Source organism: Methanosarcinales archaeon Met12 (assembly GCA_002813105.2).
In the GTDB taxonomy this organism is placed as follows: domain Archaea; phylum Halobacteriota; class UBA148; order UBA148; family JAJOKI01; genus JAJOKI01.
In genome coordinates this window covers 948,108-964,594 of record CP017966.2, presented here as the reverse complement: position 1 = coordinate 964,594, position 16,487 = coordinate 948,108, and the positions used below count along the sequence as shown (strand labels likewise).

Here is a 16,487-nt window from a genome sequence, read left to right as displayed (position 1 = left end):
GTTGTGAGAATATAAATAAACACAACCTTTAAATGTAATGAACAATATCATACATTAGAGTACATATCTATACAGTGATTAAAATGAAGGAGATTATAGCCAAATTAAGCGAAAGAAGGGGCCTCTTGATAGAAGAATCGGAGAGCGCAATGGAAAAGATTCTGACATCTGCAACGGATGCACAGATTGGTGCCTTTCTAATCGCCTTGAGGATGAAAGGGGAGACGTTTGAAGAGATAGCTGGACTGGCAATGGGTATGAAAAAAGCAGCGCATACCATATCTGTGAACATAAGTCCGTTGATAGATACGTGCGGTACTGGCGGCGACAAGTATAATACGATTAATATAAGCACAGCGGCTGCCATCGTGACGGCTTCTGCTGGGATATCCGTAGCAAAACATGGCAATTATTCGATTACATCTAAATGCGGCAGCGCTGATGTGTTGCGAGAGCTGGGTGTGAAGATAGACCTCCAACCGCAAGAAGTGAAACGTTTGATCGAGGACATTGGAATCGGGTTTATGCTTGCGCCGATATTCCATCCTGCCATGAAACGAGTGATACAACCGAGAAGAGACATCGGCGTGCGAACCGTGTTCAATATTTTGGGACCTCTTACCAACCCGGCAAATGCAGATGCCCAGGTAATCGGTGTTTATGACAGGACGTTATGCCAGAAACTCGCCAATGTTCTAAAGATTCTTGGTTCTCAAAGGGCATTGGTGGTTGCCGGAGAGGGCCTAGATGAGATATCGAATATAGGAAAGACGACAATAGCCGAACTAAAGAATGGACAGGTCAGAACATATTCCATTATGCCGGAAGATTTGGGAATTCAGCAAGTGAGCCCGAAGGACATTGCAGGCGGAATGCCAGAAGAGAACGCCAGGGACCTAATCAGGGTTTTAAAGGGCGCACATGGTCCAAAGCGCGATATCATAGTGATGAACTCTGCTGCAGGTATCTTCGTCGGCGGTGGCGTAAGCGACCTGAAAGAAGGCGTGCAGAAGGCCGAGAGAGCAATAGATGATGGTGCCGCTTTGGCAAAACTAAGGGAGATGGTTGAAAGAACTGGTGAAATAAGTCGGCTGGAGAGATTTTTATGAAGTATGGAAACGTGAGGGTCAAGATATGCGGAATCAAGACGCTTGCAGACTTGGATATGGCGGTAGAGTGCGGCGCAGATGCGGTGGGCTTCATCACAGATGTCCCAGTTGACACGCCACGTAAAATCAGTACTGACACAGCGCGTTCCTTAGTAAAAAAAGTGCCAATTTTCATCAATTCCGTCCTGGTAATCATGCCAGAAAGTGCCAGCGAAGCAATAGCCATGGTCGAAGATGTCTGTCCGCATACCGTACAGATTCATAGCGATTTATCGCTTCAAGAACTCCAGCAGTTGAGGGATCGCATCGATATTTCCATCATCAAGACGATTGGGGTATCTGACTTCAATGGCACCATATCACGGGTGAACGAAGTGGCCAGTGCCGTTGATGCGATATTGCTCGATACGATTGAGTACAAGCCAGGAGGAACTGGAGTGGTGCACAACTGGGAGGTCAGCGCCAAGATCGTGGACGACTGCCCACTCCCGGTAGTTCTGGCAGGCGGATTGACTTCTGAAAATGTCAGCAGGGCGATTTCCATCGTCAAGCCATATGCAGTGGATGTGGCTTCTGGCGTTGAGGTCAACGGCAAGAAAGTCGGGCGCAAAGTTCGCGCATTTATCAGCGAGGTGGTTCATGCTCAATCTCAATCGCGATGAGTTTCTGGACATGGCGGAGGCGCAGAAAAAGCCGTGCATAATTCCCCTGTATCAAAAATCATCATTCCAAAAATCCCCCATATATTGTTATGAGGCATTGTATAGTGCGGACGGACATTCATATATCCTGGAGTCGGTAGAAAAAGGAGAGAAAAGGCATGCACGCTTCTCATTTGTTGGCGCCAGCCCAAATGCAATTATATCAATCGATGGCGGTACACTAAAATTTAAGGCACTGGATGACATCGGTAAACGGTTCCATTCCTTGATGGGACAGACCAAAAAAGATGGAGACCAATTCGACCTGCTCGCATCCATCTGGAACGGTCGCATCAATTACGACACAGACCTCTGTTTTGACAGGCACGTCTTTATTGGCGGTCTACTCGGTTATATCGCCTATGACACCGTATTTGACACGCACATCGATATAAAAAGCCGACATCAAAAGTTGAGGTCAGAGAACATACTGTTTATGCTTTCCATGTCGACGATACTATTCGACCATTTGAAAGAAGATACATACATAATCTCGAATGCCTTGATAACTCCCGATTCAGAGCTGCAAAAAGTCTATGGTGAGAGTGCGGAAAGCATAGAGGATATCGGGAAACGCATAGCCGCCAAGCCATCATATCGACCTGAAACAATTTCCATCGGAGACCTCGAGCCCAATACGAACAAGGACCTGTACGAGCAGATGGCCAAAAAGGCGAAGAAGTACATCTACGATGGGGACATTTTTCAGGTAGTCCTCTCCAGGCGATATGAAATCGAAGCCGATTGCGACTCATTGCAAATTTACAAAAAACTGCGAGAGATCAACCCATCGCCATATATGTATTGTATGCAGTTTGGGGATAGAGCGATCGTCGGCGCAAGTCCCGAGACGCTGGTATCCGTTCATGGTAAAAGAATCATCACAAATCCGATTGCCGGCACTCGGAAAAGAGGGATGACCAACGAAGAGGATGAGAGACTTGCCCAGCAAATGAAGTGCGATGAAAAAGAGGTAGCGGAGCATGTTATGCTGGTGGACCTGGGGAGGAACGATGTAAGTATTGTATCCAAACCAGGGACGGTCAAAGTCGAAGACTATATGTCGGTCCTGAAATATTCTCATGTCCAGCATCTTGAAAGCACGGTGACCGGGGAGCTCAAAGATGATTGCGATATGTTCGATGCTGTGCGGGCAGTCTTTCCAGCTGGAACTGTTTCTGGCGCTCCAAAAATCAGGGCAATGGAAATCATCGATGAACTGGAGACTGAAGCGAGGGGCATCTATGCAGGGGGCATCGGCTACTTTTCATTCAATCAGGATGCTGACTTCGCGATCATCATCAGAACGATCGTGAAGGATGGAACGCAACTCCATATCCAGGCAGGTGCCGGAATCGTGGCAGACTCGGTCCCAGAATACGAATATTACGAGACCGAAAAAAAGATGGAGGCAATGATGAAAGCTGTTGCAATGCTGGAGGCGGGTAGATGAGGATACTATTTATCAATAACAGGGACTCGTTTGTATACAACTTGGTAGATTACGTGGGAGTGGACGAACCCGAGACCATTATCGTGCCCAACACGACGTCCATCAAGGAGGCTAAAAAAATCGATCCAGATGCCATTGTAATATCGCCAGGACCAGGAAACCCACACCACCCAGCTGATATCGGCTCATGCCTGGAGACAATCCGTGAGTTTAAAGGCACACCCATACTCGGCGTATGTCTCGGGTGCCAAGCGATATGTGTCGCATTTGGCGGCACTATCGCCCATTCGACATCCGGTCCAGTACATGGCAAAACATCGAATATCAGACATGACGGCAAGACGATATTTCGTGGACTGCCGAACCCATTAATGGGTGGGCGATACCATTCGTTAGCAGCAGTCGACGTGCCAGATGAACTCGAGATTACTGCCCTAAGCGATGATGGCGTGGTCATGGGAATGCGCCACACGAAACACCTCATCGAAGGTGTGCAGTTCCACCCGGAAAGCATATTGACACCATGTGGAAGAAAAATGGTCCAAAATTTTCTAGAGATGGTGCGCCATGCTGATCGATGATATTCTCTCAGATGCCAAAAAAAGAGTTGAGCATATAAAAACAAAATCATTCAGAGTCCAGAATAGGGACGTAATCAGGAGGATAGGGGCGAAACAGGAGGAGAAAAAAGTTCCTTTGATAGCGGAGATTAAACCGTCTTCGCCCTCGGAGGGCAGGATTCGAATGATAGATGCAAAAGAAGCGGTGCGAATTGCAAAATATCTGCAAGATGATGTTATTGCAATATCAGTATTAACCGAGCCGAAGTTCTTTGGTGGAAGCATCGAGAACCTAAGGGCGGTGCGGGAAAGTGTGGATGTGCCTGTGCTTCGCAAGGATTTCATCATAGATAGTCGACAGCTGCAAGAAGTCGAGTCCGATATGATATTGCTCATCACACGAGTTCTTGGAGATGACCTCAATTACTTCGTAAATAGGGCAATGTTCTACGGGTTTGAGCCCGTTGTAGAAGTTCATACCAAAGATGAAATTAAGATGGCGATGAGAACTCCTGCGAGGATAATTGGAATTAATAATAGAGACCTGGATACGCTAAAAGTAGACCTGTCGGTCACGGAAGAACTGGCGCCAATAATAAGGGATAAGGGTCCGCAATGCATGATAATCAGTGAAAGCGGCATCGAAAATGCAGCAGACGTTGAAAAGGTCATCACGGCAGGTGCGGATGTCGTCCTGGTCGGTACGGCAATAATGCAGGATATCAGCAAGGTTAAAGAATTAGTCAATGCGTTGAGAGTATAGATGGATGAAATTATGAAGAAGAAATTTAATGGATACGGGGGGCAATTCGTCCCGGAAGCGCTGATGCCCGCGCTGGAAGAGCTTGAGAGGGGCTATGAACAGTATAGAGATGACCATAAATTCACGCAAGAATTAAATCGATATTTAAAGGACTTTGGCGGGCGCCCCACGCCACTGTACCATGCAAAGCGGTTGAGCGAGGCAGTTGGCACGAAAATATACCTAAAGCGTGAGGACCTCGTACACGGAGGCGCCCATAAGCTGAACAACACGATCGGCCAGGCGTTGCTGGCGAAATACATGGGAAAGGGGCGCATCATCGCTGAAACTGGCGCGGGACAGCACGGGACTGCGACGGCGATGGCTGGTGCAGTACTGGGACTTGAAACCATAATCTACATGGGCGCGAAAGATATCGAACGTCAAAAAATGAACGTATACCGGATGCAGCTACTCGGCGCAGAGGTCATACCGGTAAAATCCGGCTCCCAGACGCTGAAAGATGCCATCAACGAGGCATTGAGAGACTGGGTGACCAACGTGAAAGATACCTATTATCTGATAGGCTCTATAGTGGGGCCACATCCATATCCGACCATCGTCAGAGACCTCCAGAGTGTCATCGGTCGTGAGACGCGTAAACAAATTCTCGAAAAAGAAGAGGGATTGCCTGATTCGATTATAGCATGCGCCGGGGGCGGGAGTAACGCGATGGGCATATTTTATCAATTCATCGATGACGATGTTGACCTGTTTGCCATAGAGGCTGGCGGAGAGGACCTTAAAACCACTCTCGGAAGCGCTTCACTGTGCATGGGCGAAGACGGCGTGCTTCATGGTGCACGCACGAAAGTGCTCCAGGATAAATATGGGCAGATACTGGAGTCGCACTCCATTGCCCCTGGACTTGATTATTCAGGAGTAGGTCCGGAACTGGCATATCTCGCAGAGGTCGGACGCGTCAAGGTCAGAAATATCAGTGATGCTGGTGCTCTTGATGCATTTCATATGCTCAGTCGACTGGAAGGGATAATTCCGGCACTGGAATCTGCCCATGCAATTGCCTATGCTAAAAAAGCAGATGATATAGGTGGCCTGACCATCATTAATTTGTCAGGAAGAGGGGACAAAGATGTTGAGACGGTGATGAGGATAAGATGAACATCAAAGACGCATTTGAGGCGCTCCGCAGAAAAAAAGAGGGTGCGTTGATTGCATACATTTGTGCTGGCGACCCAAATTCCCAGAAGACCGTTGAGATAGTAAACGCATTGGTCAATGGAGGCGTAGATATCATCGAACTGGGCCTGCCGTTTTCAGACCCAATAGCGGATGGAGCGACAATTCAGGCGGCGATGGACAGGGCACTCACAGCCGGCATGAACCCCGATAGATTCTTTCAACTCATTCGGTCCATAAAAGTGGATGTCCCGTTAGTCGTAATGACCTATTATAATATAATCCTCAAGAGAGGAGTAGAGCGATTTATTTCTGAGTGTCAATCCACTGGCATTTCCGGCATAATCGTTCCAGATTTACCCGTTGAGGAGTCCGATGAGCTATATCAGGGTTGCAGGAAATATGACATCGATTTGATTTTCATGGTCACGCCTATCACGACGGAGAAAAGAATTGAACGCATCCTGAAGAGGACGTCGGGATTTATTTATGTGGTGTCGCGATTGGGCGTAACCGGTGCACGAGAGAATATCGCGGACCAGGCGAATGAAATATTGAAGCTCGTTAACAAAAAATCCCTCTCTGTTCCAACAGCCATTGGATTTGGAATCTCCAAACCAGAGCATGTGAGGAGTTTAATCGATGCTGGCGCAGATGGTGTAATCGTCGGCTCTGCTTTTATGGACGTCATCGCAAAGGACGGGGCAGATATGCTGGAAGAGTTGGAGGAGTTGGCAGCAACGCTCAAAGGCGCCACGAAATGAATTTTTCGATATCTTTAAGTCAATAGCGTGCTAGTATGTGACATAGTAACACAGTAGGTGAAAATATGTCTAAGATTGGAAAGAGGGTACGAATAGAAAGAATAATCGATCGGAAGAGCGGGAAATCGCTGATAATCCCCCTTGACCACGGCGTCTCGATCGGTCCTGTGAAAGGACTTGTAGATCTCGCTGAGACGGTAAATAAGGTAGCAGAAGGCGGTGCAAATGCAGTTCTGATGCAAAAAGGAATGGTCGCCCATGGCCACCGAGGATACGGCAGGGATATCGGATTGATCATCCACATGAGCGCATCCACATCAATAGGTCCTGATCCAGATAACAAGGTCCAGGTCTGCACTGTGGAGGAAGCCATCAAAATGGGAGCGGACTCGGTAAGCGTCCACATCAATATTGGCTCGGAGACAGAAGCAGAACAATTGCAGAAATTGGGAAGTGTCGCCGAGAAGTGCGATATATGGGGGATGCCATTGCTTGCGATGATGTATCCCAGGGGCAAAAATATCAAGGATGCGTTTGACCCAGTGGTGGTCGCACACGTAGCACGCGCAGGTGCTGAGCTGGGAGCAGATATCATCAAAACCAATTACACGGGAGATGTAGATTCATTCAAAGACGTCGTAAAAGGCTGTCCGGTCCCGGTCGTGATAGCTGGCGGTCCGAAGGTCGAAACCAATAGAGACGTACTTGAGATGATAAAAGAAGCGATAGATGCCGGTGCCAGGGGCGTAGCCATCGGACGGAATACATTCCAGCATGCAAATCCGATAAAAATGACCAGGGCTATAAGCCAAATCGTCCATGAGAACGCATCAGTCGAGGCTGCCCTGAAGGAGCTGATATGAAAGGAAAAAGCCTGTGGATTAAAGCAGACAGTGGGTCGTGGGAGGACAAACTCGCGAAGATTACCATGGGATTAGAGTCCGGCGCCGACTTCATACTCGTGGATGAAGAGGACATAGAGAGTGTACGAGAGTTGGGTAACATTCGGTTGGCGTCATTCTCTCATGGTGAAAGTGATGCAGATGTTATCGTAATCGGAAAAAATAGTGAAGGCGATGGCACGAATCCGCTGCCCAAGGATTTCTCCAACTCCAGAGATTTAAATCGAATCAAACTGCTTACCGAAAAAGGGAAGAAAACTGCAGCATACGTTGTAATCAAAGGAAAAAGGTACGAAGAGTTTGCGGTTGCGCTGGGAAAAATATGTGAGCATTTGATAGTCGTGGGAACCGACTGGAAAATCATTCCGTTGGAGAACCTAATCGCAGCATTGCGAGAGCAGGATGTCAACATCATTGCTGGTGTGAAAAATGCAACAGAGGCAAAGGTAGCCCTGGAAACGCTTGAACACGGCGCAGACGGCGTTCTCTTGGACACAGACGATCCTTCGGAAATCAAACGGGCCGCAAACATCGTTGAAGACGTCGGGGTGAAACCCATTCGTCTGACCACGGCGAAGGTCACACGAGTAAAAACAGTAGGGATGGGAGACAGGGTCTGCGTGGATACCTGCTCGCTCTTGTCGAGTGGAGAAGGAATGCTGGTTGGTTCGCAGTCCAATGGGCTGTTCATGGTGCATGCCGAATCAGAGGAAAGCCCATACGTGGCATCACGACCGTTCAGGGTCAATGCAGGTGCGGTCCATGCCTATGTGCATACGGGAGACAAAACCAAATATCTCTCCGAACTCGAAGCAGGCGACGAAGTCTTAATCGTGAACTCCAGAGGCGCAACAAAAAAGGCGATAATAGGGCGGGTGAAAATAGAGCGCAGGCCATTAATGCTCATCGAAGCCGAGGTAGAGGGGGCTAAAATAACGACGATTCTTCAGAATGCGGAAACCATCAAACTCGTGACCAAAGATGGAATGCCAAAAGCGGTGACGACGCTGAAAAAAGGCGACGAGGTCCTCGCATATTACGAGGGTGGCGGCAGACACTTTGGCATGAAGATCGATGAGACGATCGTTGAGAAATAGGTGCACATTATGATCGAGATTGGGGGGGTCGTACTGGATTCCCCAAGAATAGTGGGAGTGGTCGACAGTATTGATGCGGCGATTGGCGCAGAAAAGGCAGGTGCAGACCTGCTCGAGGTTAGAATAGACCTTCTTGATAGAGGTATCGAGGTGACGGGATTTTTGGATGATGTCCGTGAAGCGTCGTCCCTGCCGACCATCGTGACAAATCGACCAGAGGTAGAGGGTGGCGCATTTAAGGGCTCCGAGAATGAACGGATATCGATGCTATACACAGCTATGGGCCACGCTGATGCTGTTGATGTCGAGTTATCAACAGCCACAACTATGAATGTCGTGATACAGAGGGCAAAAGAGCAAAAAATTCCACTGATTGTATCATATCATGAGTTCAATAGAACTCCTCCAGATGAGGAAATAATGAAAATATTGAATGATGCGCGTAATATTGGGGGTGTTGAAAAAGTGATACCCAAGATAGCCGTCATGGCCAATTCGCTCGGCGATGTGCTGAGACTGCTGAGGCTCACTATCGAGGCATCAAAGCCCCTGTGCACCATTGCCATGGGTGAGCTTGGAAAACATTCCAGAGTGATTGCGCCGTTATACGGCTCTGCGCTGACCTATGGTCACGTTGACGGGGCAAAGGCGCCTGGACAGCTGTCCGTGAGCGAGTTGAAGGCTGCACTGGACATATGCCAGGGGAGTAGAAATGAAAACGATATTTGGAGTAATCGGAAATCCTGTTGAGCACAGCTTATCTCCGAGCATGCACAACAGCGCCTTCCGTAAATTAAACATGGATTGCGTGTACCATGCCTTTCGCGTCGCCCCTCAAGATGTACGTGGGGCAGTGCTGGGCGCAAAATCGCTGGGATTCGGCGGCTTAAACGTCACCGTCCCCCTCAAAGAAAAAGTCCTGGAGCTCGTGGACGCGGACCCAATCGCAAAGGAGATTGGCGCAGTCAATACAATTGATTTCAAGAGCGGGGTCACCGGGCATAATACGGATGGCATTGGCGCGAAGCAGGCGCTGGAAAAGCACAATATCGGCGTGAAGGATAAACGAGTCTTGCTCTTGGGTGCTGGTGGTGCTGCACGAGCGATAGCATTTCAACTCGCACATGAAGGTGCGGATATCATCATCGCCAATAGAACTGCTTCCAGAGCTATCAAACTCGCGCAGGATGTGCGAAGTGTAGGCAATGTCATAGGCACAGGATTGAAAGATTTGTCGAAGTTAGTGGATAAAGCCGAAATCCTGATCAACTCGACTTCGACAGGAATGCATCCTGATATCAATAAGACGCTGGTAACCGCGGACCAGATGCGACCTGAGCTGGTCGTCTTTGACATCGTGTACAATCCTGTCGAGACGCAATTACTGAAAGAAGTCAAAAAGGCTGGCGCTTTGGCCATAGACGGAGTAGACATGCTCGTTCATCAGGGTGCGGAGTCGTTCAGGATATGGACTGGCGTAGAAGCGCCTATCGATATAATGGAGGATGCTGTGAGATGTGCACTAAAGTGTTAATCGTCGGCGGCGCCGGCGAGATGGGGCAGTGGTTTGCACGTTTTCTCATGAGGCAGAACTATGCAGTCAGCATAACAGACATCGACCCCACTGCTAAGGAAGTGGCTAAAAAACTGGGAGCTGGTTTTGTCGAAGACGCAAGCGAGACAGCAGTTGACTTTGACATCGTATTGGTCTCGGTGCCTATCGATGTCACGGAAGAAGTGATACGCAGCATCGCACCACAGATGCGTGCCGGCAGTCTGCTCATGGACATAACGTCCATTAAAAAGGGACCGATGGAGGCGATGAAAAAAGCGCCGAAAGGTATCGAGTTGATCGGAACTCATCCCATGTTCGGCCCCATGGCGCCAGACCTCAGAAGACAGACCGTAATTCTTGTGCCCGTGCAGGGGCGCAGCGAGCATTGGTTGCCGAACATAAGGGAGCTTTTTGAGGAAAATGGAGCGCATGTAGAAATCCTCACAGCAGAGGAACATGACCAAATAATGGCAATCGTTCAGGGATTGACCCACTTTGCATACATAGCGATCGGAGTCACGCTAAATACATTGAACTTCGAAGTGCGAGAATCGAGACGGTTTATGAGCCCAGTATACGAGATAATGGTCGATTTCATGGGCAGAATCTTGGCACAGAATCCACACCTCTACGCCATGATCCAGATGAACCCAGAGGTAAAGAATGTGCACAACGCATTTATTGCCCAGTGTAAAGACCTGGCAAAGGATATAGAAAAGGGAGACGTGGAGAGGTTTGTAAGATCGATGAGAAGTGCCGCCGCCCATTTTGGCGACACCGAAGCCGCTCTGAAGCGGTCGGACAAACTGATCAACGTAAATATCGCTGAACTCGATGAGCTGGCGCAATCCGTCGGAATTGAGCGGGGGCTCCGCCATCTATACTCAGGCGCCGTACACGTTGGAATCGTCGAACAAGTAACGCCCAGCCACATCATATTGAAGATGAGGGGACGTAGAACCAAACTTAAAATTGAGAATATACAGCTGCTCAGCACAGATGAACTCCTGCAATGGAAAATCGATAACCTCCGCCACCATAGACGAGACATATCAGTAGCACTGCCAGAAAAAGTCCAACCAGATGTCATCGTTAGAATCATCAGCGGCATAGATGGGGTGGTCTCGGCCGAGGAAATAGATACATATAAAATCAAAAAAGGATGCTCCAGCATCACGTTCAGAATTGTTATTTTGGGGGACAAAAAACCAAAAGAAGTGCAGGGCGCAGTTGAAGAGCTATTGAAAGGAATTGGCGGGGAGATACGATAATCATCATATCTTCTTGTTCAGATGCTTGTTAGAGCATTCCAAAAAATGTTTCCATTTCCCTGTCACCAAAACGTCTACGGTGTATTTTTTGTTTAAAATGTCCATTCTCTGTCCAAGAAAATATTGGGAGAAGAGTTATATATTAAAAAAGGAAACATGTTATTAACTTTGAGAGGGATGTAAAAAGATGCGGACTAAGAGGATATTACTAATAACAGCAATTCTAATGCTGTCAGTTTTGTGTGCATTCGTGATGCCGGTGAGTGCGACAGCGACAACAGCAACAGGTCCAAACGTCACCATCAATGAGACGTTTGGTATGTGGGCACGTCTGCCAAGTACTCTCAACTTCACGATTATGTTCAATACGACCAACGTAACTGATAGAGCAAACACTACTTGGTTTATAAACATCACGCTTGTTAGCGGCTCAGGTGTTAACATAACTCATGCACCCCCTAATGTCACTGTCGTAGCCGGACACCCTCTGAATGCATCAATGACCAGTTGGAATACCACTTTCAGGATAAACGGCACAGCTGATGCAGTATTTAATGTCGGGGTAAGACACGCAAATAACTCAACCGAGAATGCAACTCTTACTAGATTTATTTTTGATGGTACGCCTCCAGCGGTAACCGCTCTGCCAACAATGTATCCAGTTAATCAGACACAAGCTAAGTCAGGGGATAGTATCACTTTGCGTGCCATGATAACTGACGTTGGCTCCGGCGTCTTCAATGCCACGGTGAACGCTACTCTAATAGGTCTTGGCCCTGCTATTGCTTTAGTAAATGATACCACGGGCAACTGGATCACCTCTGTGGTGGTTGGACCTGGAATAGCTACTGGAACCTACCTTCTCAATGTGACTGCACGCGATAATGCGACTAACATGATCAATACTACACAATTAGGGGTCATGATTGATAACACCCTGCCAGCGGTAACCATCTCAAGTTCACAGGGCACATCCACGTTTGCAACTTCGACGGTGATATCTGGGGTTGTAACGGAAGCGAATCCTCATAACCTCACGGTTGGTGGAGTACTAATAACACCAGCATTCGGTCCTTACAGCAGGGAAGTATCACTCTCGATTGGATACAACACGTTCACGGTCGTGGCAACCGATGTAGCCGGGAATGTTGTGACGCACTCGATCACGGTAAAGAGATTGTTGGCTGGTGTTGCACCTGTGCCGCCAGTAGTGCCTGTACCTACTCCCACGCCGACACCTACACCAGTGCCAACGCCTACGCCAACTCCGACGCCAGTAGTAACGCCGACACCTACACCGGTACCAACACCTACGCCGACACCAGTAGTAGAAGAGCCGCGGATTCCAGGCTTTGGAGCGATATTCGCAATCCTCGGACTGCTTGCGGTAGCATACCTGCTCAGGCGAAGAGAAGAGTAAAACACACAAAATCAAGAAGGGATGAAAAATCCCTTCTTCCCTAATTTTTGATTTTTATAACAATTCGTTTAAGTAGGACTATTTGTGATTTTAGAACAAGAAAGTCAAACGATTACGGGAAGAGCCTTTGCATGTAAAAAAGGTGGCTTGGCTTTTCGGTGAGTTACTGTATTATGCACTGACCACAGCTCGATAGACCAATTCTCGATGTGGCTTGATCTTCTTTGCAACCACCTTATCAACATAGGCATTTCTCATCTCCTCTTGTAACCAATCCATTTTTCGGGCTCTGGTTCATATACTATTATTATTGCGATTGCATCTTCATCGACACCGACTACAACGTGAATCGGCCGGTCCTTTGGCGTTTTCCCATATATCAGATAACTTGGCAACGGCTTGTCGCCAAGATATTCTTCCATTATCTCGCCGTTTGCTATAGCCTCTTCAACTTCACCTGATCTCAATCTTTCTTTCTATCGCCCATCAACTACACTCGCTCTTAATCGTAAGATATATATGTAATACGTCTTACAATAGAGTATGATTATCATGGCCGTGAAGGTGAAGGTCAGCAGTAAATATCAAGTGGTAATTCCCAAAGATATCAGGGAACGATTTGACGTCGAGGAGGGGGAGGAGATGATCGTTGACATCGAGGGTGAAAAGATTGTGATGAAAAAAGCACCAACTCGCCTTGTTGATATGATGAAAGGGCTACACAAGGAAGTCTGGAAAGACGTCATTGTAGGGGAATACATCGATAAGGAGCGAGAATCTTGGGAATAAAGCTCGATTATGAGAAAGTTGGACTGGACACGATGGTGTTCATCTATCAGTTCGAAGCGCATCCAGAGTATGGCGAAATTGTGAATGACATATTTGACAAAATAGAGAAGGGAGAAATAAAGGCAGTAACGAGCACTATAACGGTTGCAGAAATCTTAACCAAGCCCATGAAAGACGGTAATGAAGATGCAGTCAGAGACTACAAATACGTTTTGCAGAACTTTCCAAATCTCGAAATAGTGCCGATAACCTTTGAAATAGCCGAACAGGCGGCATCTTTGCGTGCAAAATATGGCTTGCGGGTTCCGGATGTTATCCAAATCGCGGTTTGCCTAGCAAATGACGCGCAAGCATTTGTGACAAATGATGCCAGATTGCGGAAAGTCAATGAGGTTGATATCGTTTTACTTTGCTTATTTTAATTAACAGATCTTTGAAACTCTTTTGAATTTTGTTGAGGGTCTTTGGCTTGCTGTAACTTTCCCCTTCCGCTCAATTCGCGCTGCCGTTCGATGTTCATTCCTATGAGTATTTCATAGAGCTGTTTTACTGCGCCAGCATCCAAGTTACATTCCGTTGCCGCTTCCGCCATCCTTTTTAGCACGACCTCCCTCTGTCCCTCATCGTTGATGCCCGTGCCCTCTTTTTTCTTTGCCACCAGCACATCTTCCGCCAGATCGGTTCGCTGAGCTATGAGTCTTATAATCTGGTCGTCAATTTTCTGGATTTTCTCCCGAACGCTCTTCAACGACATTTTTCTACTCTCGCACCTTCATTATTGATTTTAGTCTTTATGATTTTTCCGTTAAAATCGCCCCATGCCCTAATTACCGCATTGACTCTGTCCTTTTTCACCAATGCCGTGAATGCCGTCCCTGTCCCTGCAAGACTTACCCCGCTTGCCCCGGCTTCCAGTCCACGCAATATTATCTCTGGATCAAAACCAAGGGCAGCACAATAGAGGATGCCATTTAACGTCATCGCCTTTTCGAACTCACCCACAAGGGCCAGGTTGTATGCGATATCCACTGCAGGAGCGATGAGCCTTGACCTTTCTACACTTGTGTCCGAGGTAAATGCCATCTCCTCTGGCACAAAAATCAATACATCTGACTCCATCTCTACCCGCTTTATGAGTTGCCGAGTCTTGTTATCGGTCACCACGATGCCGCCCAAGAAGGATGCAGTGGCATCATCAAAAGCACCTGTTATCGTCACTCCTACATCAACGGCGGCTTTAACACCAAGGCGTATAGTTTCCAACGGTTCCATCTTTTCACCCAGCGCGTCCAGCGTAGCCAGAACGGCGGCATTTGCCGCAGCACTGCTGCTTTTCAGCCCTCTCGCAATGGGGATTTCACTGCTCGTTTTGACGTAAGCGCCACCAACATAATCAAATCTGTCCAGCACGAGCTCCACACAACGCTCAATCAGTGTTGTATCGCCGCCACCCGTGATCTCGCCATGGATGCCATCCATTTCCTCACTTAGCTCAACTTCTGCTGTTGTCCATAGGTCAACGGCAAACGCCGAGCCTTTCCACATCGCAATCGCGTTTATAATCGTGCCTGCACCGCAGGCTGATGCTCGTCCTTTTACTACCTGACTTGCCTTACTCATCATACGCACTACGCACATTTGTAATTTGGAGTATATCAAAGTGACCAAAATCTTTATATATTTTGGTAACCCTAAACTTGGTTACATGAGTGAAGAACGATTAGAGGAATACCTTGAAACTATTCTGTACTTGACCGAAAGATTTGGGATAGCAAAGACATCTGAGATAGCCAAAGAGCTCAGCGTTTCACCTCCAAGCGTTACTGAGATGTTGCAGAAGCTGGCTGAGGGAGGATATGTGGAATATCAGTTGTACTATGGGGTATCCCTGACCAAAAAAGGGCTGGATATTGCTCGGAAAGTCAAACGAAGGCACAGACTAATGGAACGATTTCTGGTTAATTTTCTGGGGATGGAGAAAGATAACGCACACGGTGAAGCTTGCAAGCTGGAGCATGCGCTATCTGATGACATGGAGCATCGATTTTGCTCGCTGATGGGGCATCCTAAAAAATGCCCTGATGGAAATCCAATTGCACATGCGTCATGCTGCTTTAAAGAGGATGCCTCTCCATGATTCCGTTATCTGAGCTGGACACCAAAAGGGCAGCAGTGATAAAACAGGTAGAAGGCGGGCGAGAATTCCAAAGACGCATGGCATCATAGGAGGATAATTTGAAAAGCGATGACTCCACTTTAGGACACGTCTTGGATGAATTGAGACACCACGCTCCATTCACGGCGTTTAGCGCTTGTGTCGCACTTATTTTATTGGGAATCTTGACGATGGCTTTCCCGCTGAGCAAAGCGCAAATGTCTGGGTACTGGTGTGAATTGTTCCACGTATTTCACCCTGTGCATATTTTGTTCTCTGCTACGGCCACGACGGCGATGTTTTGGAGACATGAGAGGAGGTTGCTCAAAGCGGTAATCATTGGACTGATCGGCGCTCTTGTGATTTGTGCTCTTAGCGACGTATTTTTTCCAGTCCTTGGAGGGGAGCTCGTTGGCATTGGGATGGAGGTCCATTGGTGTTTGATTAAGCATCCGACAGCCGTCGTACCCTTTGCAATCTTCGGCGTGCTCCTTGGAGTGGTGTCCGCCGATGTAATCAATGGCAGAGGCTCCACGATAGTTTCCCATAGCTCACACGTTTTCATAAGCACAATAACAACAATGCTGTACCTCATGGCATTTGGATTCACAGAATGGATTCCCCGTATAGCAGAAACGTTTCTCATCATATTCCTTAGTGTGGTGATTCCCTGTTGTATAAGTGACATAATATTCCCTACTCTGAGCAAATCTACAAATACCACAAATGATTCTGATGGCATCAAATCATAGCGACTTTGGATGCGAGT

Annotated in this window: 20 protein-coding genes; 17 read left to right on the top strand and 3 right to left on the bottom strand. The window is 47.7% G+C overall.

Annotated elements, in window-relative coordinates; all coding sequences use genetic code 11:
- Window positions 1–83: 83 nt before the first annotated feature.
- From trpD to BME93_06085, 13 genes are all read left to right on the top strand, one after another.
- The gene (gene trpD / locus BME93_06145; protein ATZ61625.2) at window positions 84–1,109 is read left to right on the top strand and encodes an anthranilate phosphoribosyltransferase; all 1,026 of its coding nucleotides are present in this window, start codon (window positions 84–86) and stop codon (window positions 1,107–1,109) included.
- Window positions 1,106–1,771 (top strand): phosphoribosylanthranilate isomerase, encoded by a 666-nt coding sequence (locus BME93_06140; protein ID ATZ61624.2) that lies wholly within the window; start codon window positions 1,106–1,108, stop codon window positions 1,769–1,771. Before trpD ends, BME93_06140 begins: the two co-directional genes overlap by 4 nt.
- Entirely contained in the window at window positions 1,689–3,263 is a 1,575-nt protein-coding gene (gene trpE, locus BME93_06135) for an anthranilate synthase component I (GenBank protein ID ATZ61623.2), read from the top strand. Before BME93_06140 ends, trpE begins: the two co-directional genes overlap by 83 nt.
- Window positions 3,260–3,844 (top strand): aminodeoxychorismate/anthranilate synthase component II, encoded by a 585-nt coding sequence (locus BME93_06130; GenBank protein ID ATZ61622.2) that lies wholly within the window; start codon window positions 3,260–3,262, stop codon window positions 3,842–3,844. The genes trpE and BME93_06130 overlap by 4 nt, the downstream gene beginning before the upstream one ends.
- Window positions 3,831–4,586 (top strand): indole-3-glycerol-phosphate synthase, encoded by a 756-nt coding sequence (locus BME93_06125; protein ATZ61621.2) that lies wholly within the window; start codon window positions 3,831–3,833, stop codon window positions 4,584–4,586. Before BME93_06130 ends, BME93_06125 begins: the two co-directional genes overlap by 14 nt.
- The gene (trpB, locus tag BME93_06120; protein ID ATZ61840.2) at window positions 4,587–5,747 is read left to right on the top strand and encodes a tryptophan synthase subunit beta; all 1,161 of its coding nucleotides are present in this window, start codon (window positions 4,587–4,589) and stop codon (window positions 5,745–5,747) included.
- Complete coding sequence (trpA, locus tag BME93_06115) at window positions 5,744–6,529, top strand: tryptophan synthase subunit alpha (GenBank protein WRQ72895.1); 786 nt, start codon at window positions 5,744–5,746, stop codon at window positions 6,527–6,529. The genes trpB and trpA overlap by 4 nt, the downstream gene beginning before the upstream one ends.
- Window positions 6,530–6,594: 65 nt before the next feature.
- Window positions 6,595–7,392 carry a 2-amino-3,7-dideoxy-D-threo-hept-6-ulosonate synthase gene (locus BME93_06110; GenBank protein ATZ61620.2) on the top strand — a complete coding sequence of 266 codons (798 nt, stop codon included), beginning with the start codon at window positions 6,595–6,597 and terminating at the stop codon, window positions 7,390–7,392.
- Window positions 7,389–8,528, top strand: coding sequence for a 3-dehydroquinate synthase II (locus BME93_06105; protein ID ATZ61619.2), 1,140 nt, complete (start codon window positions 7,389–7,391; stop codon window positions 8,526–8,528). The genes BME93_06110 and BME93_06105 overlap by 4 nt, the downstream gene beginning before the upstream one ends.
- A 9-nt stretch (window positions 8,529–8,537) precedes the next feature.
- A complete protein-coding gene (gene aroD, locus BME93_06100; protein ATZ61839.2) occupies window positions 8,538–9,278 on the top strand; it encodes a type I 3-dehydroquinate dehydratase in 741 nt (246 codons plus the stop codon).
- Entirely contained in the window at window positions 9,241–10,062 is an 822-nt protein-coding gene (aroE, locus tag BME93_06095; protein ATZ61618.2) for a shikimate dehydrogenase, read from the top strand. Before aroD ends, aroE begins: the two co-directional genes overlap by 38 nt.
- On the top strand, window positions 10,044–11,354 hold the full coding sequence (locus BME93_06090; protein ATZ61617.2) for a prephenate dehydrogenase: 1,311 nt from the start codon (window positions 10,044–10,046) through the stop codon (window positions 11,352–11,354). The genes aroE and BME93_06090 overlap by 19 nt, the downstream gene beginning before the upstream one ends.
- A 187-nt stretch (window positions 11,355–11,541) precedes the next feature.
- Window positions 11,542–12,774 (top strand): PGF-CTERM sorting domain-containing protein, encoded by a 1,233-nt coding sequence (locus BME93_06085; protein ATZ61616.2) that lies wholly within the window; start codon window positions 11,542–11,544, stop codon window positions 12,772–12,774.
- Between the two features lie 254 nt (window positions 12,775–13,028).
- Here BME93_06085 and BME93_06080 read toward each other — a convergent pair whose 3' ends face one another.
- Window positions 13,029–13,241: a DUF4258 domain-containing protein gene (locus BME93_06080; GenBank protein ATZ61615.2), complete on the bottom strand. Its 213-nt coding sequence runs from the start codon at window positions 13,239–13,241 to the stop codon at window positions 13,029–13,031.
- Between the two features lie 76 nt (window positions 13,242–13,317).
- On the opposite strand from BME93_06080, the gene BME93_06075 reads away from it, so the two are divergent.
- Together BME93_06075 and BME93_06070 are read left to right on the top strand one after the other, a co-directional pair.
- Window positions 13,318–13,563, top strand: a complete 246-nt coding sequence (locus BME93_06075; GenBank protein ATZ61614.2) for an AbrB/MazE/SpoVT family DNA-binding domain-containing protein — start codon at window positions 13,318–13,320, stop codon at window positions 13,561–13,563.
- Entirely contained in the window at window positions 13,554–13,985 is a 432-nt protein-coding gene (locus BME93_06070) for a type II toxin-antitoxin system VapC family toxin (protein WRQ72894.1), read from the top strand. Before BME93_06075 ends, BME93_06070 begins: the two co-directional genes overlap by 10 nt.
- Here the strand turns inward: BME93_06070 and BME93_06065 are convergent.
- Together BME93_06065 and BME93_06060 are read right to left on the bottom strand one after the other, a co-directional pair.
- Complete coding sequence (locus BME93_06065) at window positions 13,982–14,317, bottom strand: chorismate mutase (protein ATZ61613.2); 336 nt, start codon at window positions 14,315–14,317, stop codon at window positions 13,982–13,984. The genes BME93_06070 and BME93_06065 overlap by 4 nt on opposite strands.
- Window positions 14,308–15,183 carry a shikimate kinase gene (locus BME93_06060; GenBank protein ATZ61612.2) on the bottom strand — a complete coding sequence of 292 codons (876 nt, stop codon included), beginning with the start codon at window positions 15,181–15,183 and terminating at the stop codon, window positions 14,308–14,310. Before BME93_06060 ends, BME93_06065 begins: the two co-directional genes overlap by 10 nt.
- 85 nt (window positions 15,184–15,268) lie before the next feature.
- Here BME93_06060 and BME93_06055 point away from each other — a divergent pair, with 85 nt between their 5' ends.
- Both BME93_06055 and BME93_06050 read left to right on the top strand, forming a co-directional pair.
- Window positions 15,269–15,700: a metal-dependent transcriptional regulator gene (locus BME93_06055; protein ID ATZ61611.2), complete on the top strand. Its 432-nt coding sequence runs from the start codon at window positions 15,269–15,271 to the stop codon at window positions 15,698–15,700.
- A gap of 98 nt (window positions 15,701–15,798) precedes the next feature.
- On the top strand, window positions 15,799–16,470 hold the full coding sequence (locus BME93_06050) for a hypothetical protein (GenBank protein ATZ61610.2): 672 nt from the start codon (window positions 15,799–15,801) through the stop codon (window positions 16,468–16,470).
- The last annotated feature ends 17 nt before the right edge of the window (window positions 16,471–16,487 follow it).